Source organism: Vibrio antiquarius (genome assembly GCF_000024825.1).
Taxonomy (GTDB): domain Bacteria; phylum Pseudomonadota; class Gammaproteobacteria; order Enterobacterales; family Vibrionaceae; genus Vibrio; species Vibrio diabolicus.
Genome location: NC_013456.1, coordinates 3,171,903 through 3,196,360, shown reverse-complemented (window position 1 = coordinate 3,196,360; position 24,458 = coordinate 3,171,903). Strand labels below are relative to the sequence as shown.

Genomic DNA, 24,458 nt, shown 5'->3' with positions numbered 1-24,458 from the left:
TTATCAGATTAAATATTTCCTATTAAGACAGCATTTTCTCTTTCTATCAAAATATTAAGAGGCTCTTGAGGTGAGGCTCTATATTTGGATGTAATTGATATTTTTAATGTATCATTTTCTAAATTTACTGACTGATGAAAATTAGGAATAGATTGATGTCTTGACTTTCCATTGGTGGTTTTGTGAATAAGTGCTACCGTTTTTCCTCTTTGATGCCTCTTTAAATAAAAAGGATGTGTAGTGGAAATCACGGTTGAGATTTTGTTGGCTCTATTTTTTGTTGCGACTGCCGCAGGCTTTATTGATGCGATGGCTGGTGGGGGAGGGCTCATTACGCTCCCTGCGCTTTTGGCAGCGGGGTTGAGTCCGACTCAAGCTCTAGCAACCAACAAGTTACAAAGTTCGTTTGGCAGTTTCTCTGCTAGCTGGTATTTCGTGCGTAACGGTATTGTCAGCCTAAAGGAAATGCGTTTCGCGATACTCTGTACTTTTATCGGTGCAGCGATCGGTGCCGAGGCTGTGCAGTTTATTGATGCTAGCGTACTCACCAGTTTGATCCCTGTTCTTTTGATAGCCATTTCCCTCTATTTTTTACTCGCGCCAAGTACGCGAAAAATCGATGGAGAACCAAAGTTATCTGAAGCGATGTTTGCGCTATGCATTGGTGGGGGGATCGGTTTCTATGATGGCTTTTTTGGCCCTGGGACTGGATCTATTTTTACTGTTTGTTTTGTTGCACTGGGTCACTTTTCTTTGGTCGAAGCCACTGCTAGAACAAAAATCCTCAATTTCACGTCAAACATAGCGGCACTACTCTTTTTTATCTTAGCCGGGTTGCCAGTGTGGAAGCTTGGCTTAACCATGGCTGTTGGCGGTTTTCTTGGTGCTCAGTTAGGGGCGAAGGTCGTGGTAAGTAAAGGGCAAAAATGGATTCGTCCTCTAGTTATTGTGATGTCGATGCTCATGGCAACGAAACTTCTTTGGCAACAACATCAGCAATGGATTTTGTCAGTGCTTTAACTCGTTTGCTGCGATATGTGCTGTGGCGCAAGCAGATATGTATTGGTCGAATTAACTGTCCTAGTTCTTCAAAGTCATAGCAGAATTTGGGTGTGATATTAAGTGTCTTCAGGATAGATTTAGGAATTAAAGCGGGAGCCATTCCGCCCAAAGCCAGTTGTGCTGCCGCAGTGTATGAATCCATTTCCATCAAAGGCTCAATTCCGTATTTTGACAAAATAGCTTGTTGGTAAGTGTTGGCAGGATTGGTTAAGTCATTGGTCAAAATGGCTTTGGGTAGTTGCGAAAGTGGGTATCTACTGACGATTGAAAAAGGTTCATCAGCGAGGTGAAGGCTCATTAATCCATGATGAGGCGGTAAATAACCAGCACAGAATCCCAGTGTCGCTTTACCTGATTTGACGTTCTCAATAATGCGTGGTGTATGATTGGTCGATATTCGTATGTACTGGTCATGGGCAAAGCGTTCTGCCATGATCACACTAAGGTATCCAGCGACTAAGGTTTCAGAGCAGTCTATCTTGATCAAAGAAGTATCTTCTATTTCTTGCTGATCATAGATCTGACCTCTTAACTCATTGAACGTTGGCTCGATCGTGTTGATGAGCGCAAGGCCATCGGAGGTCAGCTTTATGTGCCGACCACTTGGCTCAATCAATTTTTTTCCTAACTTCTTCTCTAGATTCGAAATGCGCTTACTCACCGCAGATTGACTAATATAGAGTTGGCTGCCCGTACGGCTCATGGTTTTTTCTTTACTGAGGACAAGTAACGTCTCAATACCTTCAAGCAACATAATAATTAATGAAAGTTAGGAATGGTTGAAATAATTTAGCGAATTGTACAAGAATTGGCGAATCAAATGAGTATAAATGAGAGGAGCCGACACTCAGTCGACTCCATGACCGAATCATGTAATTTGTTTTTAACGATTAATTGCGAAAGTTGGTAGGGATAGATGCCAACGAATAGCACCGAGACGTATAATGAGCGTTGAGATTACACCAGCGAGTAAAGCCGTTGAGTGGTCATAACCCATGTTTACCGCCATCGTATGGAAGATGCCGCCAATAATACATGCCGTAGCGTAGACTTCACTTCTTAATACCATAGGAACTTCGCGAGCCAGTACATCACGTATAATACCACCACCACAACCAGTAATGACTCCCATGATCACTGCGACCATCCCAGACGCGTTGTAAGCGAGGGCTTTCTCTACACCTATTCCTACAAATACTGCAAGGCCGATGGCATCACAAACGGGTAATACCCACCATGAGAGTCGCTTGGGTCTTCGAATAACAAGCATGGTTAGTAGACACGTAACAAATATCACCCATAAGTACGTAGTATCTGTTATCCAAAATACAGGAGTGGCACCTAGCGCCATGTCTCGGATTGTTCCGCCACCAATAGCAGTCACACTGCCGAGAACGATAACGCCGAATGGATCCATTTTTAAACGGCCCGCCAGTAACACGCCAGAGATAGCGAAAACTGCGGTACCGAACAAGTCGATCATATAAAGCAGCATGGAGTCCATGTTACTTAGTACCTTTATATAGTGTGAGAAAAAATGGGCGGAAATTGTACGGTATTTGCCACGAAATCGTTAGCGTTTTTGACGAACGCTTTTAAAGTGCTCACACACTTCTGTGATCGCATTTAGTGTGCGTGGGGTTGGGCGGTTAATCCAATCTGAGTTTAGAGACCAGATGTGTTTATTTCTAAGTGCGGGAAGCTCATTGCTCCACTCTGCCCACATACCATCATTACTCATTGCGTGACGAGAAGTAAAAATAACCTCTGGTTGGCGAGTGATGACCTGCTCGATGCTGACCTGAGGATAAGGCGCGCTGGATGCTGCGAAAATGTTTTCACCACCGCAAAAAGTAAAGACTTCACTTGGCCAGTTCTTCCCGGCGACAGTGATGATAGGCTTTTCACTCAACTGATAAAAGTAACGAACTTTCTCGTGCGTGTTGTACTTCTCTTTTAGTGTATTCAGTTGCGTTCTAAAATCTTCAGCGGCCTTTTGTCCTATTTGCGGGGTTTCGCTGTATTGGCTTAGCTGCTCGATATTATTGGCGATATCTTCCAGTGAGCCTGTAGTGGAATAATAGATAGGAATGCCGAACTGTTTAATTTTCTCCAGCTCTTTTGCCGGGTTTCCTGCCGGCCAAGCAATGACTAAATCCGGTTGAAGAGCAATAATGCGCTCTAATTTAATTCCTTGGTAATTAGAGACTCTTTCCAGCTGCTTTGCCTGCTCTGGATAATCACTCATTTCGCTGACAGCAACAAGCTTGTCTCCTAGCCCTGCCGCAAAGGCAATTTCAGTGGCATGCGGAGCTAAACTTACAATGCGTTGCGCTGGTGTTTGGGCGAAGGTCGCTGTCGAAACAAACAGCGTTAATGCGAAGCATAGTTTATTCATCATAATCCTTGATAAATCATTCCTAAAAGCAGACTTTGGATAGCTATCCAAACGAAGACTCGCCAAACGAGCAGCGTATGTATTTGTGAAAGGTGAATAGCCGATGGGGCGATTCGTCCACCGATTTTTGCGCGTTCCGCACGTATACCTTGATAGATAGCAGGGCCGCATAAAGAGAGTTGTAGTTTGTGTCCGATGGTACACAACACCCAGGCGGGCCCGGGTAGTGGCCAAGACTTCGCTTGTTGCTGTACACCAGAAAGCACATTGCTTACGTTCTTTCCTACAGCTAAAAGTATGGCAAAGAGACGAAGTGGAATAATATCCAGAGCGGCAACCAGCTGAACGGCAGGTTTACCAAAGGGCAAATATTGGCGTCGGCTAGGGGACCAAACTCGAGCTAACTCTGTGGTTAGTCGATACATTAACGCACCAATACCACCTGCTAGTGCGTACCAAAATAACACACCGATTACGTTGCGGCTGTATCCCATAATCACAGCTTCTGAGCTTGCTTTACCCATGCCGATGATCGAGAGGCTGTCAGTATCGCGATTAAGATATGGTCTCAGTAATTGTCGGCACTGGGCTTTGTCTTCTCTCGACATACTTGTGACGAGTTGTTTTGTTAAGGCTTCACTGTTGCGCCAGTCCAAAGCAATGATCAATAGCACTAGTTCGTATAAAGGCACTTGCCAAACGAATGGCTCCACGGCAATCAGCAAGATCAAGCAAGGCAATAGCATCAAGCCCAATGCAAGACTGCCGGAGGTCAGGCTCTGTGAGTAACTGTGATTATTGTTTACTTTGTTGGCGAGGTTCTCAGCTAACTTTCGCCATAAAGTGATGGGATGCGATGAACGGGGGATTGGTAAAAGAAGGTGAAAGAGCAGTGCGCCCCACATAATAAGGAGCGCACCGTTGGCATAAAATGACTGAAAAACTTCTTCCATGAATGAGTCGTTTACTTAATGAGTTCCAGCATTTTGAATACCATTTCGGAAGAGCTTTTTGCTGCTAGCGGTAGGAACTCATCAAAGCTCATTGGTGACTCTTTATCAGCGACATCTGAGATTGCACGCACAACAACAAACGGCGTGTTGAATTGGTGACAAGTTTGAGCGATAGCAGATGCTTCCATTTCTACCGCGATAACGGATGGGAAGTGCTTACGAATAAACTCTTGACGCTCAGCGGTGCAAACAAATGCATCACCAGTACAGATCAGGCCGCGAACTGCATGAGTGTTTTCCATTTGCGCTAGTGCCTTTTCTGCTAAATCCATTAGCTTTTCATCTGCTTTGAATGCAGCAGGCTGGCCAGCCATTTGGCCAATTTCATAACCAAAAGCTGTCACGTCTGCATCGTGATGACGAACTTCTGTTGAGATAACAACATCACCTAGATTTAGGCTTGAATCGAAGCCACCAGCAGAGCCTGTGTTAATCACAACATCTGGCTGGTATTCATCAAGAAGAATGGTAGTGCCTACTGCAGCTGCAACTTTACCAATACCTGATTGTAGTACGACTACTTCTACATCATTAATTCGACCAGAGAAAAACGTACAACCTGCTTTATTTACGGTTTTGCAGTTTGTGATTGCTTCTTTCAGGATGGTCACTTCTTGTTCCATCGCACCGATGATACCAACTTTCATAACACTCTCTTTCGGTAAATATTTTAGTTGGCCGAGAGTATAGCACTCCCCGTGAGCAGTTTTCTATTTGATGAGCTTAGCTTGAGTGAGCTTTTCTCGTAATTGTTCGGCGCGCTTTCTGTTTACGCCAAAGTCAGAATAGCCCACACGTGACTCTGAGCGAACAATCAGTTTGTCTCCTGCTACTTTTAATTCGAGGTCATCCACGAAGCGCATGATTTTAGATGTGCATTCTATCCGAAGGTAATCGCCCTCTTTTACCGCGGTTTTGGCGCCAGGAAGTTGAAGCGCAGCTTGCTCAATGGCATCTAACGTTGCGGATTCAGTGAGCAAAAAAGGTGCTAATTGAAACTTGTCTCTAGAGTCCTGAGTTGAAACGCAATTTGGTTTGTCACCACAAGGTGATTGAGAACGATCTGGCATACTGGTGACTCCTTGGCTGCAGGCTGTCAGGCTGAGTAAAGTGATGGAAAGGAGAGCGGCTTTTTTCATTGTATTTACTCTTATAATTTTGTTTCTAATTATATGGATACAAAAGAAAAAGGATCCAATAATAGGATCCTTTTTGTGATGTTAGCTGTGATTAGACTTCTAGGTAATCAAGAATGCCTTCTGCCGCTTTTCGCCCTTCATCAATGGCGGTTACGACGAGGTCTGAGCCACGGACCGCATCACCGCCAGCGAAGATTTTCGCATTGCTGGTTTGATACATGAACGCTTGCTCAATAGGTGCCTTGATACGTCCCCATTGGTCTAAATCGACACCATACGGTTCCAACCAATCCATTTTGTGTGGCTGGAAACCAAATGCCATGATCACGGCATCCGCAGGCAATACATGTTCACTGCCTTCCACTGGTTCTGGTCTGCGACGACCTGCATCATCGGGCTCACCTAAAGCGGTTTTTACCACTTTAACGCCCGATACGTTACCTGAGGCGTCGACCTCCACACCGAGTGGTTGCAGGTTAAACATAAACTTCACGCCTTCCTCTTTAGCGTTTTTTACTTCTCGACGTGAACCTGGCATGTTGGCTTCGTCACGACGATAAGCACAAATCACATTGGAGGCTCCTTGGCGAATAGAGGTTCGTACACAGTCCATTGCGGTATCGCCACCACCAAGCACGACCACTTTCTTTCCTGCCATGTCGATAAAAGGTTGGTTGTTCTCAAGCTCCATGACTTTGTAGGTATTCGAAATTAAAAATGGCAGCGCGTCATACACACCCGGCGCATCCTCATTTTCTAGTCCTGCACGCATGTATTTATAGGTGCCAACGCCTAAGAAAATGGCATCGTACTCATCGATTAGATCTTGCATTTGTACATCTTTACCGACTTCCACGTTCATACGGAACTCGACGCCCATTTCAGTGAACACACGGCGACGATTTTCCATTACCCCTTTTTCAAGCTTGAACGAAGGGATACCGAAAGTCAGTAGTCCGCCGATTTCTGGGTAGCGGTCAAACACGACTGGCTTAACGCCATTGCGCACTAGGATATCAGCGGCTGCCAAGCCTGCTGGGCCAGCTCCAATGATTGCGACCTTTTTATCGGTCCACTCCACCTTGGACATATCTGGCTTCCAGCCCATTTCAAAGGCTTTGTCGGTAATGTACTTTTCTATATTACCGATGGTGACGGCACCAAAGTCATCATTAAGCGTGCATGAACCTTCACATAGACGGTCTTGAGGACAAACGCGCCCACATACCTCCGGTAGGCTATTGGTTTGATGCGATAGTTCAACCGCTTCAAGAATACGTCCCTCATTTGCCAGTTTTAGCCATTGAGGGATGTAGTTGTGTACTGGGCACTTCCATTCACAGTATGGGTTACCGCAATCTAAGCAGCGATCCGCCTGCGCAGTCGCTTGTTGTTTGGTAAACGGTTCATAGATTTCAACGAACTCGATCTTACGAACTTTGATAGGCTTCTTCGCAGGATCTACGCGTTGAACATCGATAAATTGATAAACGTTCTGACTCATGATTCAAACATCCTCCATGATTACTGGGCTTGAACGCGCAGCTCAGCGGCACTGCGGCTCTGGTGACCAAGTAGCGTGCGAAGATCTGCCGCTTGTGGTTTCACCAAATAGAACTTTGGAATCCATTCATCAAAGTTCGCCAAAATATTTTCTGCGTGGCTCGACCCTGTTTCTTCAAGGTGTTCCGCAATCAGGCCGCGCAAATGCTCTTGGTGGATGTATAGATCGGACAATGAAATGGCTTCGACAGATTCAGTATTGACTCGACCTTCAAAGCTTTGGTTTTCATCCAGAACATAGGCAAAGCCTCCGGTCATACCTGCACCAAAGTTCACGCCTGTTGCACCTAGAATGGCAACAATACCGCCTGTCATGTACTCACAAGCGTTATCTCCCGCACCTTCAATGACGGCAATCGTACCTGAGTTACGTACCCCAAAACGCTCACCCGCTTTACCTGCCGCGAACAGTTTACCGCCCGTTGCGCCGTACAAACACGTGTTACCAATAATGGTGGCTTCATGACACTTGAACGCTGTACCTAAGTGAGGTTTAATGGCGATCTTGCCGCCTGCCATGCCTTTCCCTACGTAGTCATTCGCATCACCTGTGAGGTAAAGCTCTACGCCACCCGCATTCCAAACGCCAAACGACTGGCCGGCAGTGCCGTCAAGATAGATTTTGATAGGGGAAGCCGCCAATCCTTGGTTGCCATAGCGCTTCGCTATTTCGCCAGATAAGCGAGCACCCACAGAACGATCAGTGTTGATGACATTGTAGAAGAAACTTGCTGATTGGCTGTTTTCTACCGCATGCATGGCATCATCAATGATCTTTTGATTGAGCTCAGCTTTATCAAACGGTTTGTTTGGCTCTGTCCAAAACAGCGGATGACCTTCAGGCGAGACGGGAGCTTCTAGAATGTTGGATAGATCCAATTTGGTTTGCTTCGCGGTAAAGCCTTCTACTGCTTCAAGTAAATCGGTACGACCAATCAAGTCCGTCAGTTTTTCAACTCCTAGCTCAGAAAGCAGCTCGCGCACTTCTTCTGCCAGTCCGGTGAAGTAGTTCATCACCATTTCAGGTAAGCCTTTGAAGTACTCTTTACGCAGCGTTTCGTCTTGAGTCGCAACCCCTGTTGCACAGTTATTGAGGTGACAAATTCGCAGGAACTTACAACCCATAGCAACCATTGGCGCGGTACCAAATCCGAAGCTTTCCGCACCAAGAATCGCGGCCTTAACCACGTCTAGACCAGTCTTTAGACCACCGTCTACCTGTAGGCGGATCTTATGACGCAGACCATTAGCAACCAGTGCTTGTTGCGTCTCTGCTAGACCTAATTCCCATGGACTACCTGCGTATTTTACCGAAGTTAATGGGCTTGCTGCAGTACCACCGTCGTAACCCGAGATGGTAATAAGATCAGCGTAAGCCTTTGCTACGCCCGTTGCGATGGTGCCGACACCTGGCTCGGAGACGAGTTTTACCGAAACCAGCGCATTCGGGTTGACTTGTTTAAGGTCGAAGATCAGCTGGGCCAAATCTTCAATAGAATAAATATCGTGGTGTGGAGGAGGAGAGATTAACGTCACCCCTTGCACGGAGTAACGTAGCTTGGCGATTTCTGCGGTGACTTTGTGTCCCGGTAGCTGACCACCTTCACCCGGTTTAGCTCCTTGCGCTACCTTGATTTGTAGTACATCCGCATTAGTAAGGTAATGAGGCGTGACACCAAATCGGCCTGAAGCAATTTGCTTGATGCGCGAGTTACGTTCAGTGCCGAAACGGCGAGGATCTTCACCACCTTCACCGGAGTTTGAATAGCCACCAAGACGGTTCATCGCAGTCGCGAGTGCTTCATGCGCTTCAGGGCTAAGTGCGCCAATGGACATGGCCGCAGAGTCGAAGCGTTTGAACAGTTCAGTGCGTGGTTCTATTTGCTCTAGTGGCAGCGGTGAGTCTGATTTTTTCAGCGACATTAAGTCACGCAGCATGGCAACAGGGCGTTGGTTTACCTGCTTAGCAAAGCTCTGATAGTCGTTACTTTCGCCAGATTTAACGGCCTGTTGCAGCGTGCCGACAACATCCGGGTTGTAAGCATGATACTCACCTCCATGGACATACTTTAACAAGCCGCCATGATCAATCGATTTACGTTTCGCCCATGCTTTGCGAGATAAGTTTGTAAGATCTTGCTGGAAGTCGTCAAAATTTGCGCCTTCAATACGAGTTGTGACGCCTTTAAAACACAGATCGACCACATCTTGGCTCAAGCCAACTGCTTCAAACAGTTGTGAGCAGCGGTAAGAGGCGATGGTTGAGATCCCCATTTTCGACATGATCTTGTACAGGCCTTTGTTGATGCCGTATTGGTAATTTTGCATCACATCGCGATAGTCTTTTTCTAGCGCTTTATCATCAATCAGTTTGCCTAGTGCTTCATAAGCAAGGTATGGGTAAATTGCAGTGGCGCCAAAGCCAAGCAAGACAGCAAATTGGTGTGGGTCACGTGCAGTTGCGGTTTCGACTACAATGTTGGCATCGCAACGTAAGTTCGCATCAATCAAACGAGTTTGAACGGCGCCGACTGCCATTGCCGCTGGAATTGGTAACTTGCCTTTGACCAAAGCGCGATCTGAAAGTACCACTAAAACCGTGCCTTCACGTACGACTTGCTCTGCTTGCTCACAGAGATCATTAATGGCTTGTTTAAGATCTTTCTCTTGTGGGTCGTAGTTGATATCTAGAATGGTATTACGGTAGTGATCGTCACCAAGCTCGAGCAGTTGCTGCATGTCTGAATAAAGCAGTACAGGCGAATCAAATGTTACGCGATGCGCGTGGCCATCGGTTTCACAGAAGACATTCATTTCCTTACCGATACTGGTTGCCAGTGACATCACGTGTTTTTCACGCAGTGGATCGATCGGTGGATTGGTGACCTGAGCGAACTTCTGGCGGAAGTAGTCAGTTACCAAGCGCTCTTTTGAGGAGAGCACTGCCATTGGAGTATCGTCACCCATAGAACCAACGGCTTCTTGGCCCATTTCTCCGAGTACACGCAGAACTTGGTCGACTTCTTCGTTCGTCATCGCGAATTGCTTTTGATAAGTCTTAAGTAAGTCTTCATCAAAGCTGCGCTCGCCTACTTGATCCTCAGGTAGCTGAGAAAATGGTGTGAGTTTGCGAACGTTGTTTTCCATCCATTCGCGATAAGGGTGACGAGATTTCAGATCATTATCGATCTCGCTAGACTGCCAAAGCTTACCTTTACGAGTGTCGATGACGAGCAATTCACCCGGACCTACACGCCCTTTTTCGGCAACTTCATCTGGGGCGTAATTCCAAATCCCTACCTCAGATGCCAGAGTGATCAACTTGTCTTTGGTAATTACATAACGTGCAGGACGCAGACCATTTCGGTCTAGATTACAAGCAGCATAACGACCATCGGACAGTACGATACCTGCTGGGCCATCCCATGGTTCCATGTGCTTGGAGTTGAAATCGTAAAACGCCCGCAGATCCGGATCCATATCTGGATGGTTTTGCCATGCAGGCGGCACAAGCATACGCATGGCGCGGAAGATATCCATGCCACCAGCTAAGAAGAGATCCAGCATATTATCCAAGCTAGAGGAGTCTGAACCTGTCTCGTTCACAAATGGTGCTGCAGTTTGAAGATCGGGCAGCAGTGGTGACGAGAACTTGTAAGCGCGCGCGCGCGCCCATTGGCGGTTACCTTCAATGGTGTTGATCTCACCGTTATGAGCAAGATAGCGGAACGGCTGAGCCAATGGCCAACGCGGTTGAGTATTGGTAGAAAAACGCTGGTGGAACAGACAGATAGCGGATTCCATGCGTAGATCAGCAAGATCTAGGTAGAAGCGAGGCAAGTCCGCAGGCATGCACAGGCCTTTGTACACCAAAACTTGAGTCGACAAGCTACAGATGTAGAAATCAGGATCTTCGGTGATTTGTTTCTCGATGCGACGGCGTGCGATGTAGAGACGGCGTTCAATGTCACGCTCTCGCCAACCAGCCGGTGCAGAGATAAAGACTTGCTGAATATTTGGAAGCGAGTTAGCCGCAATTGGACCGAGCACTTCTGAATTGGTTGGAACTTCACGCCAACCGGCCACTGTTAGCGTCTCTTGCGCAAGTTCTCTGTTGACGATGTCTTTAGCGAGTTGAGCTTTGACCGGATCTTGGTTGAAGAAAATCATCCCTACGGCGTATTGCTTGCCAAGGTTGAAACCATTTTCTTCGGCAATAAGACGTAAATAGGAATCGGGCTTTTGTAATAGAAGACCACAACCATCACCGGTTTTACCATCGGCGGCAATACCACCACGGTGGGTCATTCGGTCAAGTGCAGAAATTGCTGTACGAACCAGCTTGTGGCTTTGTTCGCCTTCCATATGCGCGATCAAGCCAAATCCACAGTTGTCTTTCTCAAGACTTGGATCATAAAGAGCCATTGCAATTCTCCCTTTGCTTATCCGTCATCCCGACAGATATATCAACACTGCTTACGTTGATAGTGATGACTGAATATGCGTCATCTTTTATGGTTTTATGTATATTTATTCAATAAAATCTGTGAAATATTTAACATTTTTTGAGTGTTTTATTTTCATCAACTTCACAAGCTATAGCTTATTGTAAAAAAGGTCAAGTTATTAGTGGATAATCACGTGAATATGCGATTTACCATTTAATAAGCTAAAATAGTTTAATGATTTCAAATAGATAGAAAATTGATTGTTACAAAAAAGTAACATTTGATTCTGTGGGAAATAAAAAAGACCAGCATAAAATGCTGGTCAAAATAGAAAGATTGGAAGGAATTGTTTTCTTTCTTTGCTAATAGCCATCGATATCGCTGATGGCTATTTATGGCATTGAAAGAGGGAAGCGTGAATACTTCCGTTAAGCAGAAAGCATCAGTGAATCTGCTTTTGCTTCTAGGTTTGTGCCATCCATTAGGTAGTCATCGATAGCACGAGCACATTCGCGACCTTCGTTGATACAACGAACCACCAAAGATTGGCCTGTTCGCATATCACCAGCAGCAAATACGCCTTCTTGGTTAGTAGCAAAACCTTGAGTTGCTACGTTACCGCGATCATCTAGCGCGATATCCAGTTGAGCAAGCACGCCTGTAGGTTCTGGGTGTAAGAAGCCCATTGCTAGGAATGCCATATCACATGGGATCACTCGCTCGCTGCCTTCTACTTCTTTGAAACTTGGGCGCTCGCCTGGTTTTGCATCTTGCCAAACGATATCAGCAAGACGAAGGCCTGTGACTTCACCTTTGTCATTTCCGATGAACTCTTTGGTCAGGATGTTCCAGTGACGATCGACACCTTCTTCATGAGAGGTCGAAGTACGTAGGATCATTGGGTATTGAGGCCAAGGCATATTGGCTGGGCGCTTCTCTGGTGGAATCGGCATGATTTCCACTTGAGTTACGCTTGCTGCGCCGTGACGGTTTGACGTACCTACACAGTCTGAACCGGTATCACCACCACCAATGACAACCACATGTTTACCTTTTGCGTGAATCTCTTCCGTTTTCAGGTCCATGTTATTTGCACGTCGGTTGTTTTGACCTAGGAATTCCATTGCGAAGTGAACGCCTTTGAGCTCACGACCCGGAACTGGCAAATCACGTGGAACCGTTGAGCCACCCGTCAGTAGAACCACATCGAACTCTTGACGCAGTTGCTGAGCATTTACATCAACACCGACGTGTTGGTTTACTTTAAACTCAACGCCAGCTTCTGCCATTAGATTGATCTTACGATCAATGACTTCCATGCTCAGTTTAAAATCTGGAATACCGAAACGCAGCAGACCACCAACCTTCTCGTCTCGCTCGAATACTGTCACAGTATGACCAGCGCTGTTTAGCTGCTCAGCAGCCGCAAGACCCGCTGGTCCAGATCCAATGATCGCTATCGTTTTACCAGTGCGAGAACGTGGCGTTTTTGGCTTGGCGTACCCTTCACGATACGCCGTTTCTACGATGGTTTTCTCGATGTTACAGATGGTGATTGGGTCTTGGTTGATGCCAAGTACACAAGCACTTTCACATGGAGCAGGGCAAACACGACCAGTAAACTCTGGGAAGTTATTGGTTGAGCTTAGAATGTTCCATGCTTCTTCCCAGCTATCACGATAAACCGCATCGTTAAACTCTGGGATGATGTTACCGATAGGGCAGCCGTTATGACAAAACGGCACACCACAATCCATACAACGAGACGCTTGAGTATTGATCTTGTCACCAAACTCCTCGTTCAGAACGAACTCTTTGTTGTTCTTGATGCGTTCAGCTGGGTCGATCTTCTGTGGTAGTTCACGACCATGCTCTAAAAATCCAGTAGGCTTACCCATTATACGGCCTCCACTTGAGTTTCGTTTCCTTGAGACTGTGCTTCAGCTTTACGCTTTTGAAGCACCGCTTTATAGTCACGCGGCATTACCTTAACCATAGAGGCTAGGCTTGCTTCAAAGTTGTCTAGGAAAGACTGAGCGACTTCACTTCCTGTGAATTGAACATGCTTAGTTAGCATGTCGAGTAATAGATCTCTGTCTTCTTGCTCGATTGGATCTAGGTCTACTAACTCTGGGTTCAGTTTCGACTCAAAGTCGCCTGATTTATCCCATACGTAAGCCACGCCGCCACTCATACCTGCGGCAAAGTTACGACCTGTTGAACCAAGGATAATTGCTGCACCGCCCGTCATGTATTCACAACCGTGGTCACCGACGCCTTCTACTACTACTTTCGCGCCTGAGTTACGAACACAGAAACGTTCGCCAGCCATACCGCGAATGAAAGACTCACCCGAAGTGGCACCGTAGAAACACACGTTACCAACCACGATGTTATCTTCTGCGACAATGCTTGATTTCGCATCTGGGTAAAGTACTAACGTACCGCCAGATAAGCCTTTACCCCAGTAGTCGTTCGCGTCGCCTTCCACTTCGAACTTCACGCCCTTAGCGAGGAATGCACCGAATGACTGACCCGCAGAGCCTTTGAACTTCACGTTCATTGGCTGAGGTAGACCCGCATCTTTATACACTTTCGAGATTTCGTTCGACAGCATGGTACCTGCAGAGCGGTCCGTGTTGACGATAGGGAATTCCGCATTCACCTCTTCGCCTTTCTCGAGTGCAGGAATCGCTGCTTGAATCAGCTTACGGTCTAGCACTTCTTCTAGGTTATGGTTCTGCTGAGCTTGGTTGAAAACACCATCAGCTTCACGTGGTTGCTCAACGTGGAGAACAGGAGACAGATCTAGGTTCTTGTATTTCCAGTGAGAAACGTCTTGGCGAATCTTCAGCTTCTGACCTTGACCGACCATCTCATCGATAGTGCGGAAGCCAAGTTCAGCCATGATTTCACGTAGACCTTGTGCCATGTATTGGAAGAAGGTTACGACGTCTTCTACGCGACCATCAAAGCGCTCGCGAAGCGTCTTGTTCTGAGTTGCGATACCAACAGGACAGGTGTTCTTATGACACTTACGCATCATGATACAACCTTCAACCACCAATGCTGCGGTTGCTACACCCCATTCTTCTGCACCAAGTAGTGTTGCGACTGCAAGATCACGAGGTGTCTTCATCTGGCCATCCGCTTGAACCACGATACGGTTACGTAGACCGTTCTTCAGTAGCGTTTGGTGCGTTTCTGCCAAGCCAAGTTCCCAAGGAAGACCAGTATGACGGATTGAAGACATTGGTGATGCACCAGTTCCGCCGTCGAAACCTGCGATAAGTACAACGTCCGCTTTCGCTTTAGCAACACCAGAAGCGATCGTACCTACGCCAGCTTCCGATACCAGCTTCACGTTTACACGACCCGCGCGGTTCGCGTTCTTCAAATCGTAGATAAGCTGAGCCAAATCTTCGATTGAGTAGATATCGTGGTGTGGTGGCGGCGAGATAAGACCGACGCCCGGAGTTGAGTGGCGTGTAGCACCGATCCAGTCATCTACTTTATCGCCTGGTAGCTGACCACCTTCACCTGGTTTCGCACCTTGAGCCATCTTGATTTGTAGCTCATCAGCGTTGGTTAGGTAGTAAGAGGTTACGCCGAAACGACCCGAAGCTACCTGCTTGATTGCAGAGCGTTCCCAATCGCCGTTCTCTTTGCGCTCGAAACGCATTGGGTCTTCACCACCTTCACCAGAGTTCGATTTCGCGCCAAGACGGTTCATCGCAACAGCTAGTGTGGAGTGTGCTTCGTAAGAAATAGAACCGAATGACATAGCACCCGTCGCGAAGCGTTTCACGATGCTTTCAATTGGCTCGACTTCGTCGATAGAGATAGAGCCGGCTGGGTTCTTAATAAACTCAAGCTGGCTACGCAGAGTTACCGCGTTGTCACCTTGTTTATCGACTGCTGTCGCGTACTGCTTGAACTGATCGTAGTTCTTGTTGCGCGTAGACTCTTGTAGTAGAGAAATGGTTTCAGGGTTGAAGAGGTGCTTCTCGCCACGCTGTTTCCATTGGTAAACACCACCCACATCCAGCATTTGAATTGGGATTTCGCGTTGTGGATAACCGATGCGGTGACGAACGAGCACTTCTTTAGCAATATCGTCAAGGGTGAGACCTTGGATACGAGAAACTGTACCTGTGAAGTACTTGTCTACCACTGACTTATGAATACCTAAGGCTTCGAAGATTTGCGCACCGTGGTACGACTGCAGGGTTGAGATACCCATCTTCGAGAAGATCTTCAGAAGACCGCCATTGATCGCTTTACGGTAGTTGTTGAACAGATCACGAGGGTTCGCTTCTGGATCCAGCTTCTTCGTGCGTTGTAGTTCAATGATAGTTTCGATAACTAGGTAAGGGTTAACCGCATTTGCACCATAGCCAATAAGGGTTGCAAAGTGGTGCGTTTCACGCGCGTCACCGGTTTCAACCACGATGTCACACTTCGCACGTAGGCCTTTACGGATCAGGTGGTGATGTACTGCGCCAACTGCCAGCATGGCTGGGATAGCGGCGTGGTTTGAGTTCACTGCACGGTCAGTTAGCAGGATGATTGAGTAACCATCAATAACCGCATCTTCTGCGTATTGGCAGATACGTTTTAGTGCGCGCTCAAGCTTGCCTTGGTCTTCACTGGCTTGGAATACGATATCCAGTGTCTTCGCCTGAAGATGCTCGTTGTCAATAGCACGCAGTTTCTCAAGCTCAGAGTTCGCCAGAACAGGCGATTCCAATTCGACTTTCTGACAGTGAAGTGGTGTTTCAGTCAGAAGGTTTTGGTCTTTACCCAAGTAAGTGTTCAGCGACATAACCATACGCTCACGGATCGGATCGATCGGTGGGTTAGTTACCTGTGCGAACAGTTGCTTGAAGTAGTTTGAAAGATGTTGAGACTGATGAGATAGAACCGCAAGAGGCCAGTCTGCACCCATGGCTGATAATGGCTCTTTCGCATCATTCGCCATTGGAACGATGATTTCGTTCACTTCTTCAGTACTTACGCCAAACGCTTGTTGGCGGTGTAGAAGATGTTCTGGCTTAGGTTGGCTGAATTGGTTGCTCGCATCTGGCAGCTTCTTCAAGCTCAGTAGGTTTTCTTCTACCCACTTTTCGTAAGGCTGCGCTGTTGCGATGGTGTCTTTCACTTCTTCATCAGAGATGATGCGACCTTGCTCTAAGTCTGCAACGAAGATGCGACCTGGTTGTAGACGACCGCGGAACTCAACGTTCTCTGGCTCAATATCCACAACACCAGATTCTGATGCCATTACTAGGAAGTTATCTTTGGTCACTGTGTAGCGAGAAGGGCGCAGACCGTTACGGTCGAGTGTCGCACCAACTTGAACACCATCAGTAAAACATACTGAAGCCGGACCATCCCATGGTTCCATGATGTTCGCGTGGTACTGATAGAACGCGCGACGCTTAGGATCCATGTTTTTGTTTTCTTGCCATGCTTCCGGGATCATCATCATCAATGCGTGCGGCAGGCTACGACCAGAAAGAACTAGGAGCTCAAGTGCCATATCAAAGTTAGATGAATCCGAACTGCCTTCCTGACAAATAGGAAGCAGCATGTCGATTTCAGCTTGGGTAAATAGATCGGATTCAATGATCGCCTCACGGGCTTTCATCCAGTTCAAGTTACCTCGAACTGTATTGATTTCACCGTTGTGGGCAATGTAACGGAAAGGTTGTGCAAGACGCCATTTCGGGAAGGTGTTGGTAGAGAAGCGAGAGTGTACCAGTGCCAGTGCGGTCACCATGGTCGGGTTTTGCAGATCAAGGAAGTACTGAGGGACTTGCTCGGTCGTTAACTGACCTTTGTACACCAATGTCTTGTAAGACATTGAGTTAATGTAGAAGTCATCACCAATGTTCGAAACGCTTTCTAGGCAAACACGTACAGTGTAGTTACGAAGTACGTACAGTTTGCGCTCTAGCTCTTCAGGTGTGATACCTGGACCACCAGAGATAAACACATGCTCAAACTTAGGTTCTGTGCTTAGCGGGTCGGCACCGATCATTGAGTTATCGGTTGGCAATACGCGGTAGCCAATAACTTCAAGGTCTAGACGCTGAGCGTTGCGTTCTAGAATGTCACGGCATTGCTCGCGTTTGTATTCGTCTTTCGGGAAAAGTACGACACCCACACCATACTTTTCAAATGAAGGCAGTTTAATGCCGAGCTTAACGGCCTCTTCTAATAGGAATTCATGAGGTTTTTGTAGCAAGATACCCGCACCATCACCGCTGCATGGGTCACAACCTTGACCACCACGGTGCTCCATGCGAGCTAGCATATCCAATGCTTGAGTCACTACTTCATGAGATTTACGGTTTTTAAGGTGAGCAACAAAACCGATACCACACGCGTCATGCTCCAATTCAGGAGTATATAGACCCTGTGGATTTTGCTCTCTATCTACCATAGATACATCCTTCCAGTTCAATGTCGACGCAAAAGCACCAGGCAGGCAAATGCCACCTAGACCATTGATTACGTCTTGTCCTTTATATTTATTATCGCCACCGATCTAGGTTGACCGATCTTGATTCCTTTCCGTATCTCGCAGGAAAAGTTTTGCGAGAAAAACAATCCTTGGTGGTATCCCTTTATTTATTGCCACTATTTAGTGATTTATATAGGTAGGAGTGGGATAACACCGACAAATCCCGCAGTGTACTTTGTAATAAAAGTCACAAAAATAACGGGGTTGTGTAAGTATCCTACAATTTTGTCACTTCAGAATGCAATGAAAAAGTCGACGTTGTGACCCAATTTTTTCGTTTAATTATGCATTTTTAGTTTAACATTTACGCAACATGAACGTTTTTTATCTGTATTTATGCAGGTTTATTGATTTTGAGCCGTATGATGTTTGTTTGAATTGACTAGTATTGTGTGTTTTTTCTTGCAGGGATGTAATTTATTTACACAGATCGTAGTGAGATTGATTACGGTTCATTGTTGGTGAGAATTTATGCAGTTACATGAGTTGGTCAATACAATCGGCCAAGATCTTCAGCGTCGATACGGTGAAAAAGTCCATAAACTAACGTTGCACGGTGGATTTAGTTGCCCTAACCGAGATGGCACTATTGGTCGGGGAGGATGTACTTTTTGTAATGTGGCTTCGTTTGCGGATGAAGAAGTACAGATAAAGAGTATTCACGATCAGTTGAAAGATCGTGCGGGCGAAATTCATCGAGCGAAGAAGTATCTCGCTTATTTTCAGGCTTACACCAGTACTTATGCGGAAGTGCAAGTGCTGAAAAATATGTATGAAGAAGCACTAAAAGCGGCTGATATTGTGGGATTGTGTGTCGGGACTCGTCCAGATTGCGTGCCTGATGCCGTATTAGATTTGCTGTCTGATTATGTACAGCAAGGTTATGAAATTTGGCTAGAGTTAGGGCTTCAAACCGCTAATAACGACACCCTTAAGCGCATCAATCGCGGTCATGATTTCGAATGTTATGCCGAGATCACCAAGCGTGCGCGTGCGCTAGGTATTAAAGTCTGTACTCATTTAATTGTTGGATTACCGAAAGAAAGCCGCGACGATAACATTGAGACGCTACAAAAAGTGTTAGCCGTGGGCACGGATGGCATTAAGTTACATGGCTTGCATATTGTGGAAGGCAGCACGATGGCGAAAGCGTGGCGTGCAGGACGATTAGAGGCGCCAGAGCTAGAAGAGTATGTCGCTATTGCCAGCGAGATGATTCGTATGACGCCACCGGACGTGATTTACCATCGCGTTTCATCAGCAGCTCGTAGACCTACCTTATTATCGCCACTGTGGTGTGAAAACCGCTGGCTGGCGATGACTGAAATTGGTCGCTCCCTCAGTGAACATGGTGCTCAAGGAAGCCTAACGGGAAACGCTTTTATCTATACTAAACCGGAATTAATAGCAGATCGCTCAATAAATAACTGATATATTTTAACCAGTTTTCTTTAAAGGTTTAAACGATGGATCAGTTACTCAATTGGCTTTGGGATGGTCAAGGCGGTTATGGCTATGTCGTCTTGTTATTAATTGCTAGCGTGTGCGCGTTAGCACTGATCTATTTGCACTTTCAAACATCACTTAAGCAACTCGTAACGGATTCACCCTATCCAGTCATAGTGCTGGATACTGGCCATGCTCTGATCTTGTTATCTAACCAAGCTGCGATGCAGTTATTAGGTATTCGCTCTCTAGGCACGGGATATTTGTATCCCGCTTTATTCGATATTCGTGAGCTTGAGTCGTTTCTCGACAGTGTCTCTAGTCGTCATTTTAGCCAGCAGGTATTTGATTGGCGCTTATCTGAAAGCGAATCTATCAAGGTGGAGTTGTCAGGAAGAAAGAGTTTGCTGCGCAATCACCGTGTTTGGATCATCTACGCGCAGCCATATCAAGCCACTCATCAAGAGCAGCAACAAGAGCTTGCGCAATTAACGATTGCCCGTTCGGCACTAGACTCACTCTCTGAGTTAATTTGTACCCAAGATCGCCAAGGGAATTTATTAACGACGAACCGAGCATTTGATCAATTTTGGGAAGGGCGAAGGGAAGAAGCCTGCGCATCAAAGGTTTCCATGGGTGAGGCTAGCAGAAAGAGTGAGCGCAAGTGGACGACGGATCCACAAGGTCGCAGTTGCTTATTGGAAGTGAATCAAAATTCCCTTGTGTCACCGAGTGGTGAGCTGATCGGTACATTATCCATTAGTCATGATGTGACCGAGTGGCACAAAATGCAGCAGAACCTGAGAGATGAAATGGAGCGCCGTAAAGATACAGAAGTTGCGTTGGCGCAAAGGGATACCATCTTACAGACTATTCTTGACGCTAGCCCTGACTCTATCGGTATCTTCAATGAGAATATGGTCTATCAAGCGTGTAATAAACCGTTCGTTAATGCATTAGGTATTTCAGACGTGTCTGATTTGATTGGTAAGCGCCTTCAAGATGTCATTCCTGAAGAGATGTACGCTCGCTTAGCTGCTAGTGATTTAGATGCATTGCGTCAGTCAGAGCCTGTCCGATATATAGATAAAGTCGTTAGCAGTGATGGCAAAAGTACGTGGTTTGATGTGGTGAAATCGCCTTTTAAGGATAAAGCTTCAGGAACGAATGGTGTGCTGATCATGGCGCGTGATATTTCTGAACGTTACCTTGCCGAACAAAAGTTGGAGAGAGCCAATTTAGAGTTAGAAAAGTTGAGCTTTATGGACAGCTTAACTCAGGTATCGAACCGACGCCGCTTCGATGAACAACTGCAGGTACTATGGTACCACCATGCCCGCGAAAAGCTGCCGCTCACTATCATGTTGTGTGACATCGACTTTTTCAAAGATTACAACGACTGTTACGGCCATCAGCAAGGTGATGAAGCATTGGTCAGTGTTGCTACCGTATTCACAAAAGTCATCAATCGCTCTTCGGATTGTGTTGCGCGTTATGGTGGTGAGGAGTTTGGTTTTATCCTGCCGAATACCACAACGGAAGGCGCGAGCAATGTAGCACAGCGTATTCATGAACAAATTCGACAACTCGATATGGAGCACGACAGCTCAGAAGCATCGGAACGTCTCACGGTCAGTATCGGTCTTGTCTCTTATATTCCTCAACATGGTGATGAACCGGAAATGGGTATTGCCATGGCTGACAGTGCGCTATACCAAGCCAAAGCGGATGGACGTAATCGCACCTGTATTCACCCAAGTTCTTGCTAACGCTTTGTGACCGCTTGCTCTAAGTTGATAGCTGATTGTTTAAATCGCCGTATTAAACACGTTAAACTTACCGAAGCCTGTGCGTTCGTTGGTTAACTTATCTTTTTATCTTGTTTAGCAAGCGCAGTTCGCACTACGTATTTTTCACTAATCACACAGACCTAAATTGCGTTAGGCCGAATATGTCTGCTCGTTTTTTATCATTGAAGGGCAACATCTAGCCAGCACCATGGAGTAGTTAATGAAACCCATGAAAAATCTCGCCCAGTATTATGTCGACTTGCTAGTCAAACTGGGGATTGTTCGTTTCTCGATTTTGCTGGCCCTTGCGCTGGTGGCATTAGCCGTTGTGGTGCAGGTGGGGATTACTTTAGCTCTCAAGGGGCGAGTCGACGATATCGACATTGTCCGTTCGGTGTTTTTTGGTCTCTTGATTACACCTTGGGCGGTTTATTTTCTTTCTGTTGTTGTTGATCAGCTAGAAGAGTCTCGCCAGCGTTTAACCAAGTTGGTGTCCAAACTGAAAGACATGCGCTCGCGAGACCAAGAACTGAATTATCAACTGCAACAAAACATCGAAAAGCTCAACCAAGAAATTGAAGAGCGCATTAAAGCAGAAGAAGCTCGAGAAGAGGCGATGCAAGATCTCGAAAACGAGGTGTTCCAACGAGAGCGTACTCAGTTAGAGCTTGCGGAACGCACTGCACTACTGCGTTCATTTATTGATGCCTCGCCAGACTTAATTTACTACCGCAATGCCGATGGTGTGTTCTCCGGTTGTAACCGGGCAATGGAAGAGCTAACGGGCAAGAAAGAGCACCAGTTAGTCGGATTAAGCCCTTGGGATGTGTATAGCAAAGAAATCGCTGAGCACATCGTTGATACTGACCAAAAGGTCTTCGCCGATAATCAAGCCATCACTTACGAGCAGTGGCTAGAGTATCCTGATGGACGCAAACATTACTTTGAACTGCGTAAAGTGCCGTTTTACAGCAAAGATGGTCGTCACCTTGGCTTGGTAGGTTTTGGCCGTGATATCACTGAACGTAAACGTCATGAAGAGTCGTTAGAGAAAGCAAGCCGTGATAAAACTACTTTCATCTCAACCATCAGTCATGAACTGCGAACGCCACTAAATGGCATTGTGGGCTTAAGTCGCATGCTTCTCGATAGTCCGTTGACAGAAGAGCAGCGCAAACACATGCAGACCATCAATGTGAGTGCGATTACGCTAGGTAACATCTTCAACGATATTATCGATATGGATAAGTTTGATCGCCGCAAGCTAGAACTATTACCTGCGCCACTTAACTTCGAAGACTTCGTCGCTGAGATTGAAAGCATCTCTGCTTTGATGGCGGAGCAAAAAGGGCTGCGTTTTGACTTAGAACGTTTGAGTGATTTACCAAAAGCAATTGAAGTGGATGCGACCCGTTTGCGTCAGGTAATTTGGAACTTGGTCAGCAACGCAATGAAGTTTACCAAAGAAGGTGGCGTTGTGATGACGGTGAGCGCGGATGTAGAAGACGATTTTGCCACCATTATTATGGAAGTGGAAGACACAGGTATTGGTATACCGGAAGATGAGCTCGATAAAATCTTCGCCATGTATTACCAAGTGAAATCAGGTAAAGACAACCTACATGCTGTCGGGACTGGTATAGGCCTGGCGGTGTCAAAACAGCTGATCAATATGATGGATGGTGACATTACTGTCGCTAGTGAAGAGGGTTTTGGTAGTACTTTTACCGTATCGATTCACGTTCCTATTGTGGAACTCGAAGAACCTGTCATTGATGCAAAACGCGATAATGTGCATCTCAACATCTTTATGGTCGAAGACATTGAGCTTAACGTCACCGTGGCCAAATCGTTGCTTGAGAGCTTAGGGCACTCCGTTACCGTGGCGATGACGGGACAAGAAGCGCTCGTGAACTTTGTGCCAGAAAAATATGACTTGGCGTTGTTGGATATTCAGCTGCCTGATATGACGGGCTTTGATGTCGCAAATTATTATCGCGAGCATTATAACAATCTGCCTCCATTGGTCGCCCTAACAGCTAATGTGATGAAAGATCGTCGTGAATATTTAGATAACGGTATGGATGATGCCATCAGCAAACCGCTTGCTGTGAATGCCATTCAGTCTGTAATTGATAAGTTCTTCGCGCATCAGGTAGAGCCGCAAGAGCAACCTGAGAGCGTTCCAGAAACAGTGGAAGAGCCGACTCCTTCTCCTGTGATTGAGACACACTTGCTCGATATGGATATGTTAGAGTCTTACGTCGACATTGTTGGTGCCAAGCCGGTCTACGACAGCATAAAAATGTTTGAAGACATGATGCCAGACTATATTGATGTCTTAGACTCAAACATGACGGCAAAAGATCAAGATGGGATTGTTTCTGAAGCGCATAAAATTAAAGGTGCTGCAGGTTCGATTGGCCTCAAACGTATCCAAAGTGTGGCGCAGAAAGCGCAATCTCCCGATATGCCAGCATGGTGGGAAAACATTTCAGACTGGGTTGAAGAGATCAAAAATGAATACCAAAACGATATTCAAGTCCTCAAAAGTTGGTTGGAACAAAGGAAATAACATGAAAAAAATCGCACCGTTGGCGTTGGTTATAGCATTGATGGCTGGCTGCAGTTCCGTTCCAAGTGTGAACTGGCAACAAAACAGTCAGATTACGATTAACCAGGTGAATGTCGAGCTCAAAAGTAACTTATGGGTGAACCTGATGCCGACCGTTGGGGAAGTGCAAGAGCAAAGCATTCAAGGATCACTTTACCTTGAAGGAGACCAGTTACTCCCAGCCAACCTGACTGCCGAAGCGCTTATCATCAAGCAAGGGGAAAAAGAGTGGTGGGTGGATGAAGACTCTTTAGAAACTCGAACTCATAGTGAGAGCCAATGGGAAGTAGCCTTCACGTCTCAGGTAGACGCAGACACAGAAAAATCGGTTGATATCGCGGTACTTTTAGACGACGCAGGTAAACAGCGCTGGTTAGTGGAAAAATACGTGAAGATTAACAAGGTTTATTAGACTCAGTGATTGTCCGCTAATTGCTAAACCCAAAATAAAAGGGC

The 24,458-nt window shown here is 46.3% G+C and carries 15 protein-coding genes; 5 read left to right on the top strand and 10 right to left on the bottom strand.

Going from position 1 to position 24,458, the window contains the following annotated elements:
* The first annotated feature begins 240 nt into the window (after nucleotides 1–240).
* A complete protein-coding gene (locus VEA_RS14750; RefSeq protein WP_005396424.1) occupies nucleotides 241–1,020 on the top strand; it encodes a TSUP family transporter in 780 nt (259 codons plus the stop codon).
* Here VEA_RS14750 and VEA_RS14745 read toward each other — a convergent pair.
* The 10 genes from VEA_RS14745 to gltB (VEA_RS14700) form a co-directional block, all read right to left on the bottom strand.
* Nucleotides 962–1,816 carry a LysR family transcriptional regulator gene (locus VEA_RS14745; RefSeq protein WP_006742696.1) on the bottom strand — a complete coding sequence of 285 codons (855 nt, stop codon included), beginning with the start codon at nucleotides 1,814–1,816 and terminating at the stop codon, nucleotides 962–964. The two genes, VEA_RS14750 and VEA_RS14745, sit on opposite strands and share 59 nt — an antisense overlap.
* 129 nt (nucleotides 1,817–1,945) lie before the next feature.
* Entirely contained in the window at nucleotides 1,946–2,566 is a 621-nt protein-coding gene (locus VEA_RS14740) for a TRIC cation channel family protein (protein WP_005387377.1), read from the bottom strand.
* Between the two features lie 69 nt (nucleotides 2,567–2,635).
* Complete coding sequence (gene btuF / locus VEA_RS14735) at nucleotides 2,636–3,460, bottom strand: vitamin B12 ABC transporter substrate-binding protein BtuF (protein ID WP_012842144.1); 825 nt, start codon at nucleotides 3,458–3,460, stop codon at nucleotides 2,636–2,638.
* Complete coding sequence (locus VEA_RS14730; RefSeq protein ID WP_006742694.1) at nucleotides 3,460–4,413, bottom strand: cobalamin biosynthesis family protein; 954 nt, start codon at nucleotides 4,411–4,413, stop codon at nucleotides 3,460–3,462. The genes btuF and VEA_RS14730 overlap by 1 nt, the downstream gene beginning before the upstream one ends.
* Before the next feature lie 11 nt (nucleotides 4,414–4,424).
* The gene (gene mtnN, locus VEA_RS14725; RefSeq protein WP_006742693.1) at nucleotides 4,425–5,120 is read right to left on the bottom strand and encodes a 5'-methylthioadenosine/S-adenosylhomocysteine nucleosidase; all 696 of its coding nucleotides are present in this window, start codon (nucleotides 5,118–5,120) and stop codon (nucleotides 4,425–4,427) included.
* A 63-nt stretch (nucleotides 5,121–5,183) separates the two neighbouring features.
* Nucleotides 5,184–5,612, bottom strand: coding sequence for a DUF1499 domain-containing protein (locus VEA_RS14720; RefSeq protein ID WP_041852996.1), 429 nt, complete (start codon nucleotides 5,610–5,612; stop codon nucleotides 5,184–5,186).
* Between the two features lie 91 nt (nucleotides 5,613–5,703).
* Nucleotides 5,704–7,116, bottom strand: coding sequence for an FAD-dependent oxidoreductase (locus VEA_RS14715; RefSeq protein ID WP_006742692.1), 1,413 nt, complete (start codon nucleotides 7,114–7,116; stop codon nucleotides 5,704–5,706).
* A gap of 20 nt (nucleotides 7,117–7,136) precedes the next feature.
* Nucleotides 7,137–11,600: a glutamate synthase large subunit gene (gene gltB, locus VEA_RS14710; protein WP_006742691.1), complete on the bottom strand. Its 4,464-nt coding sequence runs from the start codon at nucleotides 11,598–11,600 to the stop codon at nucleotides 7,137–7,139.
* A gap of 451 nt (nucleotides 11,601–12,051) precedes the next feature.
* Entirely contained in the window at nucleotides 12,052–13,521 is a 1,470-nt protein-coding gene (locus VEA_RS14705) for a glutamate synthase subunit beta (RefSeq protein WP_006742690.1), read from the bottom strand.
* The gene (gene gltB, locus VEA_RS14700) at nucleotides 13,521–18,071 is read right to left on the bottom strand and encodes a glutamate synthase large subunit (protein WP_012842143.1); all 4,551 of its coding nucleotides are present in this window, start codon (nucleotides 18,069–18,071) and stop codon (nucleotides 13,521–13,523) included. The genes VEA_RS14705 and gltB (VEA_RS14700) overlap by 1 nt, the downstream gene beginning before the upstream one ends.
* 552 nt (nucleotides 18,072–18,623) lie before the next feature.
* Here gltB (VEA_RS14700) and mnmL point away from each other — a divergent pair.
* The 4 genes from mnmL (at nucleotide 18,624) to VEA_RS14680 (ending at nucleotide 24,414) form a co-directional block, all read left to right on the top strand.
* A complete protein-coding gene (mnmL, locus tag VEA_RS14695) occupies nucleotides 18,624–19,583 on the top strand; it encodes a tRNA modification radical SAM protein MnmL/YtqA (RefSeq protein ID WP_006742689.1) in 960 nt (319 codons plus the stop codon).
* A gap of 35 nt (nucleotides 19,584–19,618) precedes the next feature.
* Entirely contained in the window at nucleotides 19,619–21,367 is a 1,749-nt protein-coding gene (locus VEA_RS14690) for a sensor domain-containing diguanylate cyclase (protein WP_006742688.1), read from the top strand.
* Nucleotides 21,368–21,608: 241 nt separating this feature from the next.
* On the top strand, nucleotides 21,609–23,963 hold the full coding sequence (gene arcB, locus VEA_RS14685; RefSeq protein ID WP_012842142.1) for an aerobic respiration two-component sensor histidine kinase ArcB: 2,355 nt from the start codon (nucleotides 21,609–21,611) through the stop codon (nucleotides 23,961–23,963).
* A gap of 1 nt (nucleotide 23,964) precedes the next feature.
* A complete protein-coding gene (locus VEA_RS14680) occupies nucleotides 23,965–24,414 on the top strand; it encodes a putative periplasmic lipoprotein (RefSeq protein WP_006742686.1) in 450 nt (149 codons plus the stop codon).
* The last annotated feature ends 44 nt before the right edge of the window (nucleotides 24,415–24,458 follow it).

Bases quoted from the DNA above. Each gene is read 5' to 3' on its own strand.
- VEA_RS14745 (WP_006742696.1), bottom strand. From the start codon at position 1,816: ATGTTGCTTGAAGGTATTGAGACGTTACTTGTCCTCAGTAAAGAAAAA.
- VEA_RS14740 (WP_005387377.1), bottom strand. From the start codon at position 2,566: ATGGACTCCATGCTGCTTTATATGATCGACTTGTTCGGTACCGCAGTT.
- btuF (WP_012842144.1), bottom strand. From the start codon at position 3,460: ATGAATAAACTATGCTTCGCATTAACGCTGTTTGTTTCGACAGCGACC.
- VEA_RS14730 (WP_006742694.1), bottom strand. From the start codon at position 4,413: ATGGAAGAAGTTTTTCAGTCATTTTATGCCAACGGTGCGCTCCTTATT.
- mtnN (WP_006742693.1), bottom strand. From the start codon at position 5,120: ATGAAAGTTGGTATCATCGGTGCGATGGAACAAGAAGTGACCATCCTG.
- VEA_RS14720 (WP_041852996.1), bottom strand. From the start codon at position 5,612: ATGAAAAAAGCCGCTCTCCTTTCCATCACTTTACTCAGCCTGACAGCC.
- VEA_RS14715 (WP_006742692.1), bottom strand. From the start codon at position 7,116: ATGAGTCAGAACGTTTATCAATTTATCGATGTTCAACGCGTAGATCCT.
- gltB (WP_006742691.1), bottom strand. From the start codon at position 11,600: ATGGCTCTTTATGATCCAAGTCTTGAGAAAGACAACTGTGGATTTGGC.
- VEA_RS14705 (WP_006742690.1), bottom strand. From the start codon at position 13,521: ATGGGTAAGCCTACTGGATTTTTAGAGCATGGTCGTGAACTACCACAG.
- gltB (WP_012842143.1), bottom strand. From the start codon at position 18,071: ATGGTAGATAGAGAGCAAAATCCACAGGGTCTATATACTCCTGAATTG.
- mnmL (WP_006742689.1), top strand. From the start codon at position 18,624: ATGCAGTTACATGAGTTGGTCAATACAATCGGCCAAGATCTTCAGCGT.
- VEA_RS14690 (WP_006742688.1), top strand. From the start codon at position 19,619: ATGGATCAGTTACTCAATTGGCTTTGGGATGGTCAAGGCGGTTATGGC.
- arcB (WP_012842142.1), top strand. From the start codon at position 21,609: ATGAAACCCATGAAAAATCTCGCCCAGTATTATGTCGACTTGCTAGTC.
- VEA_RS14680 (WP_006742686.1), top strand. From the start codon at position 23,965: ATGAAAAAAATCGCACCGTTGGCGTTGGTTATAGCATTGATGGCTGGC.